At 71.1% G+C, this 15,251-nt stretch carries 16 protein-coding genes; 8 read left to right on the top strand and 8 right to left on the bottom strand.

The window, feature by feature from the left end:
• Nucleotides 1–53: 53 nt before the first annotated feature.
• The 4 genes from ABH929_RS15865 to infC all read right to left on the bottom strand — a co-directional run bounded on the left by ABH929_RS15865 (nt 54) and on the right by infC (nt 2,333).
• Nucleotides 54–917, bottom strand: a complete 864-nt coding sequence (locus ABH929_RS15865) for an RNA methyltransferase (protein ID WP_263054781.1) — start codon at nt 915–917, stop codon at nt 54–56.
• A 65-nt stretch (nt 918–982) separates the two neighbouring features.
• Complete coding sequence (gene rplT / locus ABH929_RS15870; RefSeq protein ID WP_111086285.1) at nt 983–1,366, bottom strand: 50S ribosomal protein L20; 384 nt, start codon at nt 1,364–1,366, stop codon at nt 983–985.
• Between the two features lie 28 nt (nt 1,367–1,394).
• Nucleotides 1,395–1,589: a 50S ribosomal protein L35 gene (rpmI, locus tag ABH929_RS15875; protein ID WP_111086286.1), complete on the bottom strand. Its 195-nt coding sequence runs from the start codon at nt 1,587–1,589 to the stop codon at nt 1,395–1,397.
• Between the two features lie 60 nt (nt 1,590–1,649).
• Nucleotides 1,650–2,333 carry a translation initiation factor IF-3 gene (gene infC, locus ABH929_RS15880; RefSeq protein WP_263054780.1) on the bottom strand — a complete coding sequence of 228 codons (684 nt, stop codon included), beginning with the start codon at nt 2,331–2,333 and terminating at the stop codon, nt 1,650–1,652.
• 288 nt (nt 2,334–2,621) lie between these two features.
• Between infC and ABH929_RS15885 the strand changes: the two genes are divergently transcribed.
• Nucleotides 2,622–2,978 (top strand): DUF1844 domain-containing protein, encoded by a 357-nt coding sequence (locus tag ABH929_RS15885; RefSeq protein WP_173170823.1) that lies wholly within the window; start codon nt 2,622–2,624, stop codon nt 2,976–2,978.
• 175 nt (nt 2,979–3,153) lie between these two features.
• On the opposite strand, the gene ABH929_RS15890 is transcribed toward ABH929_RS15885, so the two are convergent.
• Nucleotides 3,154–4,488, bottom strand: a complete 1,335-nt coding sequence (locus ABH929_RS15890; RefSeq protein WP_404561879.1) for a phosphotransferase — start codon at nt 4,486–4,488, stop codon at nt 3,154–3,156.
• Between the two features lie 141 nt (nt 4,489–4,629).
• Between ABH929_RS15890 and ABH929_RS15895 the strand changes: the two genes are divergently transcribed.
• From ABH929_RS15895 to ABH929_RS15910, 4 genes are all read left to right on the top strand, one after another.
• A complete protein-coding gene (locus ABH929_RS15895) occupies nt 4,630–6,090 on the top strand; it encodes a CHAD domain-containing protein (protein WP_404561880.1) in 1,461 nt (486 codons plus the stop codon).
• Nucleotides 6,091–6,175: 85 nt separating this feature from the next.
• A complete protein-coding gene (locus ABH929_RS15900) occupies nt 6,176–6,631 on the top strand; it encodes a MaoC/PaaZ C-terminal domain-containing protein (RefSeq protein WP_205463155.1) in 456 nt (151 codons plus the stop codon).
• An 86-nt stretch (nt 6,632–6,717) separates the two neighbouring features.
• Nucleotides 6,718–8,589, top strand: coding sequence for a glycoside hydrolase family 2 protein (locus tag ABH929_RS15905; protein ID WP_404561881.1), 1,872 nt, complete (start codon nt 6,718–6,720; stop codon nt 8,587–8,589).
• Nucleotides 8,590–8,740: 151 nt separating this feature from the next.
• Nucleotides 8,741–9,961, top strand: coding sequence for a hypothetical protein (locus ABH929_RS15910; protein WP_404561882.1), 1,221 nt, complete (start codon nt 8,741–8,743; stop codon nt 9,959–9,961).
• A 30-nt stretch (nt 9,962–9,991) separates the two neighbouring features.
• On the opposite strand, the gene ABH929_RS15915 is transcribed toward ABH929_RS15910, so the two are convergent.
• The gene (locus tag ABH929_RS15915; protein ID WP_404561883.1) at nt 9,992–11,035 is read right to left on the bottom strand and encodes an amidase domain-containing protein; all 1,044 of its coding nucleotides are present in this window, start codon (nt 11,033–11,035) and stop codon (nt 9,992–9,994) included.
• Nucleotides 11,036–11,145: 110 nt separating this feature from the next.
• Between ABH929_RS15915 and ABH929_RS15920 the strand changes: the two genes are divergently transcribed.
• On the top strand, nt 11,146–11,529 hold the full coding sequence (locus ABH929_RS15920; RefSeq protein WP_263054773.1) for a hypothetical protein: 384 nt from the start codon (nt 11,146–11,148) through the stop codon (nt 11,527–11,529).
• 87 nt (nt 11,530–11,616) lie between these two features.
• Here ABH929_RS15920 and ABH929_RS15925 read toward each other — a convergent pair whose 3' ends face one another.
• The gene (locus ABH929_RS15925; RefSeq protein WP_404561884.1) at nt 11,617–12,444 is read right to left on the bottom strand and encodes a hypothetical protein; all 828 of its coding nucleotides are present in this window, start codon (nt 12,442–12,444) and stop codon (nt 11,617–11,619) included.
• Between the two features lie 241 nt (nt 12,445–12,685).
• Here ABH929_RS15925 and ABH929_RS15930 point away from each other — a divergent pair, with 241 nt between their 5' ends.
• Both ABH929_RS15930 and ABH929_RS15935 read left to right on the top strand, forming a co-directional pair.
• Entirely contained in the window at nt 12,686–13,018 is a 333-nt protein-coding gene (locus ABH929_RS15930; RefSeq protein WP_205463161.1) for a PadR family transcriptional regulator, read from the top strand.
• Nucleotides 13,015–13,860: a permease prefix domain 1-containing protein gene (locus ABH929_RS15935; protein ID WP_404561885.1), complete on the top strand. Its 846-nt coding sequence runs from the start codon at nt 13,015–13,017 to the stop codon at nt 13,858–13,860. Before ABH929_RS15930 ends, ABH929_RS15935 begins: the two co-directional genes overlap by 4 nt.
• Here ABH929_RS15935 and ABH929_RS15940 read toward each other — a convergent pair whose 3' ends face one another.
• A complete protein-coding gene (locus ABH929_RS15940; RefSeq protein WP_404561886.1) occupies nt 13,861–15,219 on the bottom strand; it encodes a phosphopantetheine-binding protein in 1,359 nt (452 codons plus the stop codon).
• Between the last annotated feature and the right edge of the window lie 32 nt (nt 15,220–15,251).

Consider the following 15,251-nt stretch of genomic DNA (forward strand, 5'->3'; position numbering starts at 1 on the left):
CCGCGGAGCCTGCGGAGCGGCGTGACGGCCGAGCCCGTGGGGAGGGAGGAACGTCAGCTCCGGAGTGCGAACGCCGACTCGTACAGGCAGACCGATGCCGCCGTCGCCAGGTTCATCGACTCCGCCTGGCCGTAGATCGGCACCTTCACCGCACGGTCGACGAGCGCGAGGTCCTCGGTGGTGAGCCCACGGGCCTCGTTGCCGAACACCCACGCGGTCGGACCGTCGAGCATGCCCTCGGCCCGGACCACCGGCAGGTCGTCGCCCGAGACGTCGGCCGCGAGCACGGTGTACCCGAGTGCCTTCGCCCGTGCGATCGTGTCGGCCAGGGTCACGCCGACCGACACCGGCACGTGGAACAGCGAGCCCGTGGTCGACCGGACGACCTTCGGGTTGTACGGGTCCACCGACCGACCGGTGAGGACCACCGCGTCGGCGCCGGCGGAGTCGGCGGCGCGGATGATCGTGCCGGCGTTCCCCGGGTCCCGCACCTCTTCGAGGATGGCGACCAGACCCGGCAACGCGGCCGGCTCGTCGGCGTCCCCACGGGCCTCCAGGTCGACGGCAACAGCAGCGTCACCGACGCGACGGTCCGGGAAGACGTCCTTGACCGACGTCGGGAACTGCTGGCAGACGGCGACGACGCCCTGCGGCGTCACGGTGTCGGCCATCGCGTCGAGGACCTGCTCCGTCACGAACCAGGTGTCGACCGGCGCGTCGTCGAGCCCGTAGCGGGCTGCGGCCGTCGGCGTCACGTAGAGCTCGCGCAGGAGCTCCGGGGCGTACTCGAGTGCTTCACGCACCGCCTGCGGCCCCTCCAGCAGGAAGAGGCCCGTTTCGGCACGGACGTCCTTCTTCGACAGGGCCGCGACGGCCTTCACGCGTCCGGCACGGGGGTTCTCGAGGAGTTCGCTCACGACCCAAGTCTAGGAACGACGAAACCCCCGCCGTGCGGCGGGGGTTTCGCGAGCAGAAGAACTGACTACGCAGCCTTCGGGGCCGAGGTGTCGGCCGGGAGGGCCTTCTTCGCGGTCTCGACGAGCGCGGTGAAGGTCTCGGGGTTGTTCACTGCGAGGTCGGCGAGGATGCGACGGTCGACCTCGACACCGGCCAGACCCAGACCCTGGATCAGACGGTTGTAGGTCAGGCCGTTCGCACGGGACGCAGCGTTGATGCGCTGGATCCACAGGCGACGGAACTCGCCCTTCTTCGCGTGACGGTCGCGGTACGCGTAGACCAGGGAGTGGGTGACCTGCTCCTTGGCCTTGCGGTACAGACGCGAACGCTGGCCGCGGTAACCCTCGGCGCGCTCGAGGATGACGCGGCGCTTCTTGGCGGCGTTGACCGCTCTCTTTACTCGTGCCATTGCACTATTCCTTTACGATCTGCGGGGCTCAGTGGCCGAGGAGCTTCTTGACGTTCTTCGCGTCTGCCTTGGAGAGGACCTGGTCCTCGTTCAGGCGGGCCTTGCGCTTGGAGCTCTTGACCTCGAGGTTGTGACGCATACCGGCCTGCTGCTTCATGACCTTGCCGGTACCGGTGATCTTGAAGCGCTTCTTCGACCCGGAGTGGGTCTTCTGCTTGGGCATGGTGGTGCCTTTCCGTGGGGTGGATGGGAGCCGCGTCGTTGCGGGGTCGGTCTGGGTGACCTACTCGGCGGGAGCGTCGCTCTTGGCCGGTGCCGTGTCCTGCGCGGGGGCCTCGGCCGGGGCCTCGGTCTCCGAGTGGTCCTTCGCGGCGTGCTCGGTGGCACGACGCTCGGCCTTCTGTGCAGCGCGCTTCGCGTTCTGCTCGCCCTTGACGTCGGACTTGTTCTTCAGGGGGGCGATGATCATCGTCATGTTGCGGCCGTCCTGGGTGGGACGGGACTCGACGACGCCGAACTCGGCGATCTCCTCCGCGAACTTGTGGAGGAGACGGACACCCTGCTCCGGACGCGACTGCTCGCGGCCACGGAAGAGGATCATCGCCTTCACCTTGTCGCCACCGAGGAGGAACCCCTCGGCGCGCTTGCGCTTCGTCTCGTAGTCGTGCACGTCGATCTTCAGGCGGAAACGGACCTCTTTCAGGTCTGTGTTCACCTGGTTGCGACGGGCTTCCTTGGCCTTCTGAGCGGCTTCGTACTTGAACTTGCCGTAGTCCATGATCTTGGCCACGGGCGGCTTCGAGTTCGGCGCGACCTCGACCAGATCCAGTTCGGCTTCCTGCGCGAGGCGCAGTGCCATGGCGATCGGGACAACGCCGACCTGCTCACCCTGCGGGCCGACGAGTCGGACTTCGGGAACGCGGATTCGGTCGTTGGTACGGGGATCGGTGATGCGGAGCTCCTTCAATCAGGTGGTGGTCGTCTGGGACGTTTGCCCTGGACGACAGCACGAGAGAGGAGATCTGACGCACGGATCGGAACCCGTTCGGCAGCCGCCCTGCGTCGGATCCGTGGACCCGACCGACGCGTGCACCCAGTTGCTGTGCACTCGTGGAGCGGTGGTGACCCGGTAGCCTGGTGGAACGCGGCCGCGGGTGGGAGAGACTCCTCTTTCGTGACACCGTCCGAGTGCTTCAGGAGAACCTGGTGGCACACGGACAGCATCTGCCGTGGGCGAGTCTAGCAGAGGAGCACCGTGACCGACACCCCGATCGACGACGACGGCAGCGGCATCGACGCCGCCAGGGACATCTCGGAGGTGCCGGCCGTCGAACTCATCAACACCGTGGCCGTGCACCTGCTCAGTGCCGCCGCCGTGAAGGTCGGCCTGGCCGACGACCCCCAGGAGCAGACCGACCTGGACGAAGCGCGCAAGCTCATCACCGCACTGGCCGGCCTGGTCACCGCTGCGGCAACGGAGATCGGCGACCACCACGCCCGTCCGCTGCGCGACGGGCTGCGGTCGGTGCAGCTCGCGTTCCGCGAGGCGTCGGCGATCCCGGACGCGCCGGGCGCCGGACCGGGCGAGAAGTACACCGGCCCCGTCAACTAGCGGGCAGCCGTCTCGCGCGGGGCAGGACGTCCCGCGCGTCGGAAGTCGCTCCTTCCGGCCTTCCACGCGCGGCTCGTCTCCCTACGCGCGATTCGGCTTGCTCCCGCACCCGGCATCGGACGGGAGGCCCGTGGCGGGATCGCCACGGGCCTCCCGTCCGCCTCGGGGTTCACGTTCAGGACGCGCTGCGGCCGACCAGGCGTGTGACGGCCGCGAGCGGGATGCCGACCCAGTCGGGTCGGTTCCGGGTCTCGTAGACGACCTCGTAGACGGCCTTGTCGAGCTCGAACGCGTCCAGGAGCTCCCGGTGTGCGCCGAGGTCGGTGCCGGTCCCCCGCTGGTACCCGTCGAGGAACCGCACGCGTGCCCCGTCCGCCCATCCCGCTGCGTCGACCGGTTCCGCGTCGTGTGCCAGGGCTCCGGCGACGTAGTCGAACGACCGGAGCATGCCGGCCACGTCACGGAGCGTGACGTCCGGCAACGAGCGTTCGGCCAGGGGACGGAGCGGTTCCCCCTCGAAGTCGAGGAAGACCCAGCCGCGCGGCTCGGGTGCAGCGAGCACCTGCCCGAGGTGCAGGTCGCCGTGGATGCGCTGCAGGTCCGGCCAGGGCGTCGCCGCCGCCGCCGCGTAGACCGCACGGATCGCGTCCGCGTGCTCGGCCACGGCCGGGGCCTCGCGCGCGGCGGTGTCGAGCCGCTCGTGCATCGTCGCGACGGCGGCCCGTCGCCGCTCCTCGTCGGCGGGCTCGGACGCCAGCGCCTCGGCGAGGGTGCGGTGGACGTCGGCGAGCGCCACCCCGAGCTGCTCGGCCCGGTCACCGAACGGGGTGCCGGCGTGCGCTTCCTCGAGGGCCACGCGCCAGGCGTCCTCGAGGCCCGGCAGGAACTCCTGCGCGAACGCGAGGTGACCGGTCGCCGTGCCGCTGCCCTGCCCGACGTCGGGCCAGCTCCCCCGCAGTGCGCCGTAGACCTGGGGGACGCGTGCACTGCCGGCTGCGGACAACGCGAGCTGCGTCGTGACGTCGGGGTTGTCGCCGTGGTGCAGGACGCGGAACACCTTGATGATGACGCGGGCACCGGACTCGGTGTCGCAGATGACCGAGGTGTTGGACTGCTCGCCCGTCAGGACGCGGGCAGCGGTGACGGTGCCGATGGGGCGGAGGCTCTGCGGGTCCGCGTCGATGCGTGCGGCGAGCGCCGTGATCCAAGTGTGGTCGGTGGTGGCGTCGGCGATCGTACCGTCGGGGCCACTGGTCACGGGTGACTGGTAGAGGACCGGAGCCGCTGGTGCTGCTGGGGCTTTGTCGAGGACGAGCCGGGTGCCGTCGGCGGTGGAGAGGGTGCGGAGACGCGGCACGGACCCCTTCGAGGCGTACCACCGGCGGTCGGCGATCCAGGACTCGAGGTCGTGGTCGCTCGGGGCGGTGTCGCTCGAGGCGGTACCGCTCGGGGGTGCGGTGTCGCGGGTGTCGGGTGCGGTGTCGCTGGGGTGGCGGGCTCCGTCGCTCATGCAGCGGACCGTACGCGCCGAGTGCTGGCGAGGTGCCGAGTCCGCCACTCATCCCTGCACAGCTCGCGGTTCTGGGCCGCCCGTCCACAGAACGCGCCCGCGCTCGGACCGCATGGCCACGGGCGGACGACACTTGCGGACATGCCGAGTCAGCACCCCGCCCCCGACACCGCCCGCACCGATCCCCGCCGGAGCTGGCGGATCCCCGACGACCGCCGACTGCCGGCACTCGAGCCCCTCGCATCCGCCGTCGAACGGCACGAGCCCGTGACGCTCCGCGAGACCGTGTGGGACGCCGACGAGCGCGTGCTCGCGGCCGAAGGGGTGACGCTCACCCGCGCCCAGGACGGTTCCTGGAGCCTCGACCACGGCGACGGCCCGGAACCGGTGGGCGCGGACCTCGATCGACCGGACCGCGAGCAGCCCCCGCGTGACGGGGTCGAGGTGTTCCTGCGCGGGCGTGCGGTGGCGACGGTCCGCGTCCGGGACACCACGACGACGCTCGTGATCCTGCGCGGCAAGGACGGTCGGGTGCGGGCCGAGATCGCCGACGTCCGCGTGGACGAAGGCGACCCGGACACCTCCGTACTGCGGTCCGCACGGTGGTGGGCGCTGTCGGACGGCGGGCGGGACGGCACCACGGCACGAGCGGCCGAGCGGGCCCTGGACGACGCAGCCACCGAGCCACCGGCGACCTCGGCGGTCGCGGTCCCGCCCGCTCCCGTGCTCGCACCGGAGCGGCGCGGCAACCGGGCGAAGCGACCACGCTCGGACACCGCTGCGGCGTTCGTGGTGCGGGCGCTCGAGTCGCTGCGCGCCGACCTCGTCGCGGTCGACCCCCGGGTCCGCGCCGACGACCACGAGTCGGTGCACGACTTCCGGAAGGTGGTCCGTCGGCTGCGGAGCGTGCTCGCGGCGTACCGCGGGGCGCTCGACCGTGAGGCAACCGAGGCACTGCGGGCTGCCCTCGCCGAGGCCGGACGCGTCGCCGGTGTCGCCCGCGATGCCGAGGTCGTGCACGGCGGGCTGTTCCGGTCGGCGGCACGGGCCCCCGACGGCTTCGTCGACGCGCCGACGCTGGACCGGATCGGCGAGCAGGCGGCGGCACTCCGCAGCGCGGCCGCAGCGGAACTCCGCCTGGCGCTGCGCTCGGACGACTGGTTCCGTACCCTCGACGCGCTCGACCAGCTGCTGCTCCGCGCCCCGGCCGGACCGCACGCCGACGACGCCGCCGCTGCCTTCGTCACGAAGCGCATCGACCGCGAGCGCGCTCGGGTCCGACGACTGGTCGACGGTGGGGCGACGGGTCTCGACGTCCTGCACGAGATCCGGAAGGCGGCACGGCGCCTGCGGTACGCGCTGCAGGCGGCCGGTGACGTCGCCGACCTCGGGAAGCGGCGGCTCGGTCTGCTGCGGCGGGTGCAGGAGACGCTCGGTGGCGCCCTCGACGCGGCACACGCAGCAGAGGCCTACCGGCGACTCTCCGGGCCAGCGGCTCGGGACGGCGCCGACACCTTCGGGTACGGGGCGCTGGCGACGGCCGAGCACGCGGTGCTCGAGCGGGGGCTGCGACGATCGCGGAAGGTGCTGGCACGACTGTGAGCGCGGCTCGGTCTGCTGCTCGGTCTGCTGCTCGTCGCGCTGCACCTCGAGGCGCTCGTCGCGCCGCTCTGCGAGAATCGCAGGCGTGCCCCACTACCTCGAGGACCTCGCCGCCGGACAGACCTTCACGACCCCGGGTCGCACGATCACCGAAGCGGACGTCGTGTCCTTCGCCTCGTGGACGAACGACAACAACCAGGTGCACACCGACGTCGAGTTCGCCGGCAAGACCCGCTACGGCCAGCGGATCGTGCACGGGCTGCTCGGCACCTCGCTCTGCCTGGGGCTGATCGCACGGACCGGGGTGTTCGAGGGGTCGGCGGTGGCCCTGCTCGGGATCGACCAGTGGCGGTTCACCGAGCCGGTGTTCATCGGGGACACCGTGACCTGCGAGGTCGAGATCCTGTCGACACGCCTGACGAGCTCCGGCACGACCGGCGTCGTCGAGCGGACGGTCTCACTGCGGAACCAGCGTGGCGACGTGGTGCAGCAGGGACGCATGGACGTGATGGTCCTGACGCGCGACGCCGCGATCGCCTGACGCCACCTCGGGCACTGCCGCACCCGCCTGACGGCAATCGTTGCGACGCTCTTTACAACGATGTACCGGCGCGGGAGCATGGACCCATGAGCACGCTCGACGGCACCGTGGCCGCACCTGACACCGCATCCGCTCCCGCACTCCCCCTCGCCTCGCGGCAGGACGGCACGTACCCCCGGCCGCAGATGCTCCGCACCGCGTGGGCCGACCTCGACGGCACGTGGTCCTTCCGGAACGACGGCGACGACACCGGCTGGCGCACCGGGTTCCCCGACGCCCGCGACATCGTCGTGCCGTTCCCGCCCGAATCCGTCGCCTCGGGCATCGACGAGCCCGGCTTCCACCCGGTGGTCTGGTACTCCCGTGCCATCACCCGCGCCGACCTCGAGGCCGCTGGACACGGCACCGCCGCACCCCGACTCGTCCTGCACTTCGGCGCCGTCGACTACCGCGCCCGCGTCTGGATCGACGGCCAGTTCATCGGCGAGCACGAGGGCGGCCACACGCCCTTCTCCTTCGACGTGACCGACGCGTTGACGAGCCCGGAGGCCGACGCCGACGCCGTCCACACCCTGGTCGTCCGCGCCGAGGACGACCCGCACGACCTGACCCAGCCCCGCGGCAAGCAGGACTGGCACGAGGACCCGCACGCCATCTGGTACCGCCGCACCACGGGCATCTGGCAGACCGTGTGGCTCGAAGCCGTGCCGACCGCCTCGATCGAGTACCTGCGCTGGACGAACGTCGACCACGCCACCGTCCGCCTGACGGTCCGGATCGCGGGCGGCCGCACCGGCGGAGAGCGCCTGCGCGTCGTCGCCTGGTGGGACGAGCGCGACGAGCACCTCGCCACCGTCGAGGCCACGCTCGGCGACACCTCGGACGAGTTCGACGTGGTCGTGCCGATCGCGCGCCAGACGAACGGGCAGGCCGAGGACGAACTGCACTGGACCCCGGACGCCCCACGCCTGGTCGACGCCACGGTCTCGCTGCTCCCCCGCACCGGCGCGACGCCGATCGACTCCGTCGCGTCCTACTTCGGGCTCCGCACGGTCGGGGTCGACGGCGGCACCTTCCTGCTGAACGGCCGCAGCTACGACGTCCGCAGCGTCCTGAACCAGGGCTACTGGCCGGACTCGCACATCGCCGCACCGTCGCGCGAGGCGCTGCGCCGCGAGGTCGAGCTCATCAAGGAGCTCGGCTTCAACGCCGCCCGCAACCACCAGAAGATCGAGGACCCCCGGTTCCTGTACTGGGCGGACCGCCTCGGCATCCTGGTCTGGGGCGAGGCCCCCGGCGCCTACGCCTTCTCGCCGCGAGCCGTCCAGCGCCTGATGCGCGAGTGGATGGACGCCGTCGAGCGCGATGCCTCGCACCCGTCGATCGTCACGTGGGTGCCCGCGAACGAGAGCTGGGGCGTGCAGCACATCGCCACCGACCCGGCGCAGCAGGCCTACGCCCGGTCCCTCGCCGACGTCACGCGGGCGATCGACCCGACGCGTCCGGTGATCTCGAACGACGGGTGGGAGCACACCAACTCCGACATCGTCACGGTCCACGACTACGAGGGCGCCGGCGATGCCCTCGCCAAGACCTACGCGGACGATGCCGCCCGCACGGCCCTCTTCGCCCACTTCGGCCCGGCGGACCGCTGGGTGCTCGTCGGTGGCGCGCAGGACCTCGGCCAGCCGGTGATGCTCACCGAGTTCGGTGGCGTGAACTACCAGCCGGGTGCACAGCGCGAGGACGGCTGGGGCTACACCTCGGCCAGCGACAGCGACGACTGGGTCACCCGCATCACGGCGCTGTACGACGCCATCCGGGCGAGTTCGTTCCTGGCCGGCTCCTGCTACACGCAGCTGACCGACACCATGCAGGAGACGAACGGCCTGCTGAACGCCGACCGCTCCCCGAAGGTCCCGATCGAACAGATCCGCCTGGCGGTCACCGGTCGCTAGCCGGGAGGCCCGCACTTCGTGAGCAGCAATGGTCGGGTCCGGCAGACGGACCCGACCATTGCTGCTCACGATGCACGCAGGCCGGCTCTCGGCCCGACGCAGGGCCGCCCGCTGGAGCGGGCACGGGCCCTGGTCTGCGAGGATCGGGCGGGTGACGAGCGTGGCGGAGACGAGCCGGGCCTCCCGGTCGAGGGCGCACAACCTGCTGACCGGTCCCCGCAGCACGTGGACCGCGCCCCTGCTGATCTGGGCGGCCTCGCGCCTGGTGAGCACCCTGCTGCTCGCCACGATGTACGTGCTGGCGACCGCGAACGGCTGGACGTTCGCGTCGTACCGGCAGGACCCGTCGTTCTTCACGTTCTCCGGATCGTGGGACGCCTCGTTCTACCGGACGATCGCGGAGCACGGGTACCCGGCCACACTCCCTCTCGACGACGCGGGCCACGTCGCGCCGAACGCCTGGGCGTTCCTGCCGGTGTTCCCGGCCATCGTGCGGGCCGTCATGGCCCTGACGGGTGCGTCGTTCTGGGTCGCGGGCGTGCTCGTCGCGACGATCGCGGGCGCTGGTGCCTGCGTGCTGCTGTACCGGCTCGTGCTCGCGGTGGGCTGCTCGCACCGGGCCCGCTGGGCCACCGCACTGTTCGCGTTCGCGCCGACCGGGTTCCTGCTGCAGGTCGCCTACGCCGAGAGCCTGCTGCTCGTGCTGCTGTTCGGCGCGCTGCTGGCGCTGGTCCGGCGTCGGTACTGGCTGATCGCACCGCTCGGGGTGGTCGCGGCGTTCACGAAACCCGGAGTCCTCGCGTTGGCGGTGGCGCTTGCCGTGCACCTGGTCGTCCGGTGGATGGCCGCGCGTCGACAGGGAACACCGTTCCCGTGGCACGACCGCATCGCGATCGTGGCGTCCGGGCTCGTCGTCGCGGCGGCGGGTCTGGCGTGGCCGGTGATCGCCTCGGCGGTGACCGGGCGGCCGAACGCCTACCTGGACACTGAACTGTCGTGGTGGGTGGGGTTCGTCGGGCGGCAGCACTTCGCCCCGCTGACGCCGTGGTTCACGATGGCCTCAACGTGGCTCGGGTCGCTCGGCATCCTGCTCGTGGTGGCGGTGCTCGGCGGTGCGGTGTGGTTCTTCACCCGACGGAGCACCCGCGCGCTCGGCACCGAGGTGCTCGCGTTCACGGCGTCGTACGGGTTGTACCTGGTCGCGGTGTTCCTGCCGCAGCAGTCGTTGCCGCGGCTGCTCATGCCGATGGCGCCGGTGCTCGGGTCGGACGTGTTCGTCCGGACCCGGCGGCGCGCGGTGGCGTGGCTCGTGGTCGGGGTGTGCCTGCAGCCCGTCGCGATCGTGCTGCTCTGGTTCCTCGGGTACCCCTGAGCGGCGGGAGATGCCGGTCGGCCTGTCGGCCTACGCGTCGAAGGTGTGGAACCAGGCCGTCCCACCCGGGTGCTGCACCGTGATCATCTCGTCGAGGTCACGGTACGGGCCGTCCTGGTTGTGGCTCGCCGACTTGATGCGGATGGTGCCGTCGGGCTCGGTGAAGACCTCGGACACGATGGTGGTGTGGTCCGGCGACCCGTTCGCGTTCCAGTCGTAGAAGACGATGTCGCCGACCTTGACCTTGTCGCGCTCGTCCGAGGAACGCCGGGTGAGCCCGAACTCCGCAGCGTTCGTCTCGAGCCACGGGTCCATCGTCGGGCAGTACGTCCACGTGGCACTGTGCTCGGCGCCGGCAGCCCGGTTGTACCAGTCGGAGCGCTGCTCCCAACCGCGGGCGATGAGCGTCTGGGAGACGTAGTTCGCGCAGTCGCCGCCGATCGGGTTCATGGTGCCGTACTCGGACAGGTTGTAGTCCTTCCAGTGCGCCATCGCGTACTGGAGCTGCCGGTCGACGTCGGTCAGCGCGGCGTACGCCATCGACGACGTCGCGACCGCGGTGGACGCATCGGGGACCGGCGCTGCCGTGGGGGTCGGCGTCGCTGTGGCGGAGTCCTGCGTCGCGCCGGTCTGCCCGTCGTTCGCGGCGCTGCCGTTGCCGTCGGACGACTGGTTGGCGGACGGGCTCGGCTCGATCGACTCGGTGAAGAGCGCGACGGCGGCGTCACCAGCGGTGTACATCGCCTGGTGCGGGGCCGTGAAGGTGACCTTCGTGGCCGTCGCCGTGACGTCGCGCGCGGCGACCCCGCCGACGGTGACGCCCTTGACCGCGGCGAGGCCGGTGCCCGCGACCGTGACCGTGACGCCGCCGACGAGCGGGACCTGCGCCGGGCTCAGGGACTTCGCGACGGGCTTCGCGGTCGACGTGCTCGTACTGCCGTTGCCGTCCTCGGCATTGCCGTTCTTGCCGCCGCCGTCCTTGCCACCGCCGGACGAGCACGCGGCGACCGCGAGCCCGATCCCGGCGACACCGGCGAGGGACAGGAGTGCGCGGCGGTTCATCGAGGCAGTCATGACACAGCCAGCGTAAGCGACGCACCTGACGTTCCGACACGGCATGATCGTCTCCGGGGGGCGAGCGTCCTCCGTGTCCGCACACACGCGTTCGAGAGGATCAGCAGACCATGCCCGAGAGCCACGACTTCTTCGTCGCGACCGACCCCGAGACCGCCCGTGCACAGGTGCGCGAGGCCCTCGCCCGCGAGGGCTACACCGTCGACGACGCCGAGCAGGGCTCGCTGCGAGCCACCCGCGGCAGCATGGGCCTGACGCTGCTCATCGGCGGCATGGCGAACGACCGCACGTTCCACACCCGCCTGGACGTGCAGATCATGATCGCCCCGGACGGCCGCACCGTCGCTCGACTGCTGCGCGGCTCCGGCAAGTCCGCGATCAAGGGCGGAGCACTCGGCATCTCACGCGGCAACCGTGCCTTCGAGCAGGCCGCGAACGCCATCCACACCACCTTCGCGCAAGCGGGTGTCCTGACGGACAGCTTCGCGAGCTGACACTCAGGCCGTGGCCGGTCCGGTCGGCGCGCCGACGGACGACAGGCCCGGTGCCAGCTGGCACCGGGCCTGTCGGCCTCGAGGCGATCAGGTGCAGGAGACGTCGCGGTCGATGGTCCTGGAACCGTAGGGGACCTCGACCTGGACCATCGCGATCTTGCCGCCGGACAGGGGTGTGCCGGCGCAGGTCTTCCGTGCCTTGGTGATCGTGCCCTTGCCGATCGCGATCCAGTTCGACCGGCCGCGCAGCGGGCTGCTCGACTTGACCGTGCCCGCGATGGTCTTCCACTGCGAACCGTTCGAGTAGATGCCGATCGTGCGCACGCCACCGGCCTTGAGCCCGACGATCATGCCCTGCATCGCCGCGCGGTTCTGGGCGGTGTCCCGCTGGTACGACAGCCCCGTCTCGACGTCGAGCCACCAGCGGTACGCGGACGGGTTCGCGACGCCACGGCTCTTGACGTCGTCGTACCCGCGGGCGTACCCGTACATGAAGGAGCACGCCAGGGTGACCTGCTTCTTGCCACCCTTGGTCACGCACTTGCCGAACGGGTTGGTGGGCACCGTGCCCTGGTAGCTGTTCGACGTGGGCCAGACCGATGCCGTCAGGCCCGGATTGGCGAACAGCACGTACAGCTGCGTCTTCGGCTGGGCCGAGCCCCCGACCGACCGCCCAGCCCACGCGAGTTGTTCGGCGAGGCACGGGTTCGTGGTGTTGCCGAGGGAACCGTTGACGCCGACGATGCCGAACGCTTGGTCGGTCGGGACCTGGCGGCCGCACTGCGGCCAGGAGATGTCGACTCCCAGCGGCGTGACCGCTGCCGAGGCGGTCGACGAGGGGCCGGCGACGGCGACGCCCGCTGCCACGACGACGGCGGCCGCGAGGGTCGCGACGAGACGAGTGATACGGAACATGCTCTCCCCCTGATCGGGCCGGACAGGCCGGTCACGCCCCACCGGCGCACGGGGAGTCTAGGCGGATGCGCCGGACAACACACCGGCCCCGTCCGTGGACTGTGTCGGACGATGCACTGCAGTCGCTCTCGTGGAGGAGCTACGGGCAGCGCTCATCACCGAGTCCCGGAAGAACACCTTGCTCGGCGTACTACGTCCGGCGTACTATGTGCAGCACAGTTCGTAACCGAGAGGAGGTCCGGTGATCAGCGCCGACGCCATCCGCGGGTACGTCGATCTCATTGTGCTCTCGCTCCTGCGGTCTGAGCCGTCGTACGCGTACGAACTCGCGCAGCGGATCAGCACCGTCACCGGGGCCGACTACACGATCAAGCAGACGACCCTGTACTCCGCCGTCAAACGCCTCGAGCTCGCCGGACTCGTGACGTCGTTCCACGGCACCTCCGAGTCCGGCAAGCTCCGCACCTACTACCAGATCACCGGATCGGGCCACGCACACCTCGACGACAAGACCGAGGAGTGGCGCGACACCAAGTCCGTCATCGACCGCTTCGTGGAAGGGACCAACGCATGAACGAGATCAGCGAGTACCTGGAGACGATGTTCCGCCCCTACCCGCAGACCCCTCGCCTGCGGGAAGCGAAGGCGGAGCTGCACGGCATGATGGAGGACGCGTACGCCGGACTCATCGCGGACGGTGCCACCCCGAACGAAGCGATGGTCCAGATCGTCAGCGACTTCGGCAGCCTCGACGAGCTCGCGCTGACCCTCGGCATCACCGCGGACCTGGAGCCCCGGGCGGGCGGTCCGACGCAACCCTCCGAAGGTCGGGTCCCCGTGCACGCGCCCATCTCGATGGACGAGGCGAAGGGCTTCACCGAGGCGCACCGTCGGACGGCGCCACGCCTCGGTGCCGGGGTCGCGCTCTACGTCCTCGCCGCGATCCCGCTCGTGCTGCTGCTCGGCGCGTCGGACCAGCCGGGTTTCCCCCTGGACGCCGGCGTCGCGATCGCGATCGGCCTCGTCCTCGCCCTCGCCCTCGGAGCGATCGCGACGGTCACGATCGTGCGGGTCTCGGGCGCGTTCGCTCCCTTCACCCGGATCCAGGAGCGCCGCTTCAGCCCGGACGCAGACGTCATCCGCTGGGTCAACGAGGTCGCCAGGGCGAACGAGCGACGTCAGACGAGGTCGCTGACCGTCGGGGTCCTGCTCTGGGTCCTGTCGCCCGCAGCCCTCATCATCGTGGTGCTCGCGCCGCCCACCCCGCTCCAGAGCGTCTGGATCGGAGCGAGCACGGCGTTCCTCCTGCTGGTGGTCGCGATCGGCCTGTTCGTGTTCCTTCGTGAGACGTGGGCGAGCAGTGCCGCCGGCGCGATCAACCGCGGCGTCCCCAGGACGGCCACCGTGCCGGTCTGATCACCCCGTCGGGGCGAGGAGCCCTTCGAGGATGGTCGCGTACCGTGCCGCGATGAGCGTCGCAGGTCGCAGGTCGACCCTCGGTCCCTGCGGCTCCACAGCCAGGGTCACCCTCGAGTCACCGGCGTCGAGCACCACGGTGACGTCGACCGTCTCGTTCGCCGCGGTCGGGGCGCACGCGGAACCGATCCGGACGGAGACGACCTGCCCGTCGCCCTCGATCCGGACGGGCGTGTGCCGCGTGACCGGGGTCGCCGTGACGAGGTGCCGGTCGATCTGGTCAACGTTCGCGTGGTGGTCCGCCGACTCCGGGAACGGGACGCTCCGCACCCCGTCGTCCTCGTGCACGAGGACCGCCTGCGGAACCCGCGTCGCCGTGAGCCGGAGGGCGAGCATGAACGCGTACACCGCCCGCGCCCGGTGACGCTGGTCCCAGGACACGTCGACGACGATCCGACCGAGGAGCTCCTCGACGCCGTCGAGCTCCGGCACGGCGACCCGCTCGACGACGAGTCGTCCCTTCCCGGACGCTCGGACGCGCTCCGCGAGGGCCCGCAGGTCCGGGCAGGAGAACAAGTCGCCGATGGTCAGCGCGCCGGGGAACGTGGCATCGAGCTGCCCCTTGACCTGCATGATCGTGAGCGAATCGCCACCGATCTCGAAGAAGCTGTCCGTCACCGCGACACCACGGATGCCGAGGACGTCCGACCACACCGCCGCGATGCGCTGCTCGACGTCGTCACTCACCGCCGCGGACGTCGGCAGTGCATCCTCGTTCGAGCCCCGGTACTCGTCTGCCGGCCACGGCAGCGCATCCGCGTCGAGCTTGCCGTTGACGTTGAGCGGTAGCGCCGCGAGCGGCACGATGTACCGCGGGACCATGTAGTCGGGGAGCAGCCGACGCAGCCCGTCGCGGACCGTCGACGCGGTGACGTGCGCCGCGCCGACGACGAAGCCGGCGAGGACCGTCGGGGAGCCCACGACGCTCCGCGCCACGACGACGACGTCGCGCACCCCGTCGACCTGCGCGATGGCCGCTTCGATCTCGCCGATCTCCACGCGGAACCCGCGGACCTTCACCTGGGTATGCTCGGTCACCCGGCCGAGGAAGACGAGCGTGCCGTCGGCCTGCCACTGGACGCGGTCGCCGGTGCGGTAGCCGACGGCCCCGTCGAGCACGGGGAAGCGCTCGGCAGTCCGGTCGGGCATCCCGAGGTAGCCGAGCGCGAGGCCGAGACCCGTCGCGACCAGCTCGCCCTGTTCGCCCGGTCCGCACAGCGATCCGTTGCGGTCGAGGACGACGACACCGCCACCCGCGATCGGCGCACCGATCGGCACGGTGCGCCCGACGGGGAGCACCCGGGGGATCCGCTACGCCGTCGTGAAGGTGG

Origin of the sequence: Curtobacterium sp. AB7 (assembly GCF_044909335.1) — a bacterium.
Lineage (GTDB): Bacteria > Actinomycetota > Actinomycetes > Actinomycetales > Microbacteriaceae > Curtobacterium.